We start from the raw sequence: 3,873 nt of genomic DNA, 5'->3' as shown, positions 1-3,873 counted from the left end.
CGGTGTCGCGCGGGACCGACAGCGCCTTCGCCGCCGACTCGGAGCCGTGGCCTCGCTCGAAGAGCCCGATCGCCGCCTTCCTGGCCACGATGTCGTGCTTCACCCTCAAGTCGACACGCATAAAAAGCCTCCCATTTCTCATGTCCAAGAAATGGGAGGCAGTTCAGCGCGTGCTCGACGGGGACTTTGCCGTTTGGTGGCTAGCGCTGCGGGCGATTACTCGCCCAGCAGGCTCTTGGTGATGGAAGCGGCGGCCTTCTTGCCGGCGCCCATCGCCAGAATGACCGTAGCGGCACCGGTGACGATGTCGCCGCCGGCCCAGATGCGGGGATCGGTGGTCTGGCCGGTCTCCTCATCGGCAACGATGTAGCCCCACTTGTTGAGCTCCATCTTGCCGCCGATCTTCTTTGCGAAGGGGTTGGCGTTGGTGCCGATAGCCGAGATCGCGACGTCGCAGGGAATCTCCTCGATGGCGCCCTCGATGGGCACCGGGCGACGACGACCGGACTCGTCGGGCTCGCCGAGCTCCATCTTCTGGACCTTGACGGCGCACACGGAGCCGTCCTCGCCAGCGACAAACTCGAGCGGGGAGACGAGCGGCAGAACCTCGACGCCCTCGGCCTTAGCATGGTGCAGCTCGGCGCGACGGCAGGGCATCTCGTCCTCGGTACGACGGTAGGCGATGATGGCGTGCTCGGCGCCCAGGCGCTTGGCGGTACGGACGGCGTCCATAGCCACGTTGCCGCCACCAAAGACGACGACGTTCTTGCCGTGCTTGGTGGGGGTGTCGTACTCGGGGAACTTGTTGGCCTTCATCAGGTTCACGCGGGTGAGGTACTCGTTCGCGAAGAAGACGTTGGGCAGGTTCTCGCCGGGGACGTTGAGGAACTTGGGCAGGCCAGCGCCGGTCGCCACGTAGATGGCGTCGAAGCCCTGCTCGAACAGCTCCTCGGCCGTGGCCATGTTGCCCACGACGGAGTTGTACTCAAACTTGACGCCCATGTCCTCCAGGCCGTCGATCTCGCGCTTGACGACCGCCTTGGGCAGACGGAACTCGGGGATGCCGTAGACCAGCACGCCGCCGCCGGTGAAGAATGCCTCGAAGACGGTGACGTCAAAGCCGTTACGGGCGAGCTCGCCGGCGCAGGTGATGCCGGACGGGCCGGAGCCGACGACGGCGACCTTCTTGCCGTTCTTGGGGGCCATCTTGGGCGTGGAGGCGAGCTCGGGGCGGTCACCCAGGAAGCGCTCGAGCTGGCCGATGGCCACGGGCTCGGACTTCTTGCCACGGATGCACTTGCCCTCGCACTGGTTCTCCTGCGGGCAGACGCGGCCACAGATGGCGGGAAGCATGGAGTCCTCGCGGATGGTATCGAGAGCGCCGCCGAAGTCCTTCGCGCGGATCTGCTCGATAAAGCGGGGGATGTTGATGTTGACGGGGCAGCCCTCAACACAGAACGGCTTCTTGCAGTTGAGGCAGCGCTCGGCCTCGGCCAGCGCCATCTCCTCGGTGAAGCCCTTGTCGACGGGGCGGAAGTCGCAGGCGCGCTCGGCAGCCGGCTCCTCGTTATCGGGGGTGCGGGGCGACTTCATATCGGCAACGAAACGACCGTTAACTAGTGGCATGCGCAGCTCTTTTCCTCATAGGCCTTGAGGGACTCGCCCTCTTCGGAACGGTAAGCGGCCTGGCGGGCACGAAGGTCATCCCAGTCGACCAGGGTGGCATCGAAGTCGGGGCCGTCGACGCAAGCGAACTTGGTCACGCCGCCCACCTCGACGCGGCAGCAGCCGCACATGCCGGTGCCGTCAACCATGATGGGGTTGAGCGACGCGGTGATGGGGGTGTCGTACTTCTGGGCGGTGAGGGTCGAGAACTTCATCATCGGAACAGGGCCGACGCAGAAGACCTGGCTCACGGCCTTGTCCTGCAGCAGGCGCTCCAGCGGAGCGGTGACAACGCCCTGCTCGCCGTAGGAGCCGTCGTCAGTGGTGATGTGGATGTGGTCCTCGTCGAGGAGCTCGCGGAACTGGTCCTCCATGAGCAGGAGGTCCTTGGTGCGGGCGCCCATGATGGCGTGGACCTCATGACCGGTTTCGACCAGGTGCTTGGCGACCGGGAAGGCAATTGCCAGACCGACGCCGCCGCCAATGACGGCGCAGGGGCCCTCGGCCATCTCGGTGGGAACGCCCAGCGGGCCCACGACGTCGCGCAGCGACTCGCCGGCCTCGTAGGTGGACAGCATCTCGGTGGTCTTGCCGATCACCATGAAGATGAACTCGACCCAGCCCTCGTCACCGTTCCAGCCGGCCAGGGTAAACGGGACACGCTCGCCCGTCTCGTTGGCGCGAACCATGAGGAACTGTCCAGCGTGCGCATGCTTGGCGATTGCGGGCGCCTCGATGCGGAACTTGAACACCTTCTCCGAGAACTGCGTCTTCTCCAGGATCTTATACATAGAACCCCTCTCTTGTTAGGGCGACCGAACCGTGCCTCCACGGAAATGGACGGTAGCCCGAATAAAACCGTACGCGCACAGGCGTTGTGCAGACATACGGTGCAAATTATACCCTCATGGACATGTCACTTACGTGTGTCTTCGGCGGTTGGGAGCAGGGTTTATCCACTTTGACCCACCAAACAGGGGCAGGTTTATTTTGGTCAGTTTTATCGGGTAAAACGGCAAAGGGGGCCGGCCTCGCGCTTCGTTGAGGCCGGCCCCCTTTGGGGTGCTATGTGCGTATGGCGGCGCGCGGTTTATTGCGATGCGGACACTGCGGCGTTTCCGCAGGTAAAACCTGCCAAAATAAACCTGTCCCTAAATAGTAGGTTTTAGTGCTTGCCGTTGGCGGAGGCGGCACCGTTGACGTGGTCGCGGGCATAGATCACGCCGTGGACGATTGCCAGGCCGGCGGCGCCGGCGGCGCGAGCGCAGGTGTCCTGGAAGTCCTCGGCCTCGCGGGCGCGCAACTGCTTAAGCACGTAGTCGGCGACGGCCATCTTGCCGGGAGGGTTGCCGATGCCGGTGCGGATGCGGCTGAAGTCGCGGCTGCCCATCTTGTCGATGATGGAGCGCAGGCCGTTGTGGCCAGCATGGCCGCCGCCCACCTTAACGCGCACGTCGCCGGCGGGAATGTCGAGCTCGTCGTGGATTACGAGCAGCTCCTCGGCCTTGATCTTGTATTCGCGGCAGAGCTTGGAGATGGGGCCGCCCGAGGTATTCATGTACGACTGCGGCTTGACCAGCACAATCTGGCGCTTGCCGTCCTCTTCCTCGGGGTCGTTGATGTTGATGAGCGCGACCTCGGCGCCGGCCTGGTTTTTCCAGTACGTGACGCCGGCCTGACGGGCCAACTCGTCGATCGCTTTGAAGCCAGCGTTGTGGCGGGTCTCGGCATACTCATCGCCAGGGTTGCCAAGTCCGGCAACCATGCGAATCTTGAGCGGCTGTGCAGCTGCCATGTTTGTCCTCCGTTACGTAAATAGTTCAATCAACGACAAAGGCTACCACGCCCGCCGAAGGCGAGGCTTTGCTTCAGCGAAATCCCACCAGACAAAAGCGCGGCCGCGGCAGAGCGAGCCGTCGGAACAGAAGAAACCCCCGCGCGACCTTTGCGAAGCAATGAACTGCCTCCCATTTCTTGGACATGAGAAATGGGAGGCTTTGGAGTGGGTATGATGAATTGGACACCTAGTTAAGAGCGAAAGGTGTTCAAGATGACCCAAAGAAGAAAGCGATACGACAGGCAGTTCAAGGTCTCGGCGGCAAAGGTGGTCCTGTCCGGGGAAATGACGGTCAAAGGCCTATCGGAGGAACTCGGCATAAAGGATTCGACGCTGAGAAGATGGGCCCGCGAATACGAGGAGATGGGAGA

The 3,873-nt window shown here is 63.0% G+C and carries 4 protein-coding genes; 1 reads left to right on the top strand and 3 read right to left on the bottom strand.

Annotation, left to right across the window (positions count from 1 at the left end):
* Positions 1 to 216: 216 nt before the first annotated feature.
* The 3 genes from gltA to pth all read right to left on the bottom strand — a co-directional run bounded on the left by gltA (position 217) and on the right by pth (position 3,460).
* Positions 217 to 1,626 carry an NADPH-dependent glutamate synthase gene (gltA, locus tag GDJ93_RS06400; protein WP_022094914.1) on the bottom strand — a complete coding sequence of 470 codons (1,410 nt, stop codon included), beginning with the start codon at positions 1,624 to 1,626 and terminating at the stop codon, positions 217 to 219.
* Complete coding sequence (locus GDJ93_RS06395; RefSeq protein ID WP_006235793.1) at positions 1,617 to 2,456, bottom strand: sulfide/dihydroorotate dehydrogenase-like FAD/NAD-binding protein; 840 nt, start codon at positions 2,454 to 2,456, stop codon at positions 1,617 to 1,619. Before GDJ93_RS06395 ends, gltA begins: the two co-directional genes overlap by 10 nt.
* Before the next feature lie 374 nt (positions 2,457 to 2,830).
* Entirely contained in the window at positions 2,831 to 3,460 is a 630-nt protein-coding gene (gene pth, locus GDJ93_RS06390) for an aminoacyl-tRNA hydrolase (protein WP_193221472.1), read from the bottom strand.
* Positions 3,461 to 3,715: 255 nt separating this feature from the next.
* Here pth and GDJ93_RS10345 point away from each other — a divergent pair.
* A partial coding sequence (locus GDJ93_RS10345) for a transposase (protein ID WP_226812454.1) occupies positions 3,716 to 3,873 on the top strand: 158 nt, incomplete at its 3' end.

The organism is Collinsella aerofaciens, assembly GCF_902501475.1.
In the GTDB taxonomy this organism is placed as follows: domain Bacteria; phylum Actinomycetota; class Coriobacteriia; order Coriobacteriales; family Coriobacteriaceae; genus Collinsella; species Collinsella aerofaciens_AL.
The sequence above is the reverse complement of the archived record's forward strand: the minus strand, read 5'-3'. Positions and strand labels throughout refer to the sequence as shown.

Coding starts and splice junctions, on each gene's coding strand:
- gltA (WP_022094914.1), bottom strand. CDS start 1,626: ATGCCACTAGTTAACGGTCGTTTCGTTGCCGATATGAAGTCGCCCCGC.
- GDJ93_RS06395 (WP_006235793.1), bottom strand. CDS start 2,456: ATGTATAAGATCCTGGAGAAGACGCAGTTCTCGGAGAAGGTGTTCAAG.
- pth (WP_193221472.1), bottom strand. CDS start 3,460: ATGGCAGCTGCACAGCCGCTCAAGATTCGCATGGTTGCCGGACTTGGC.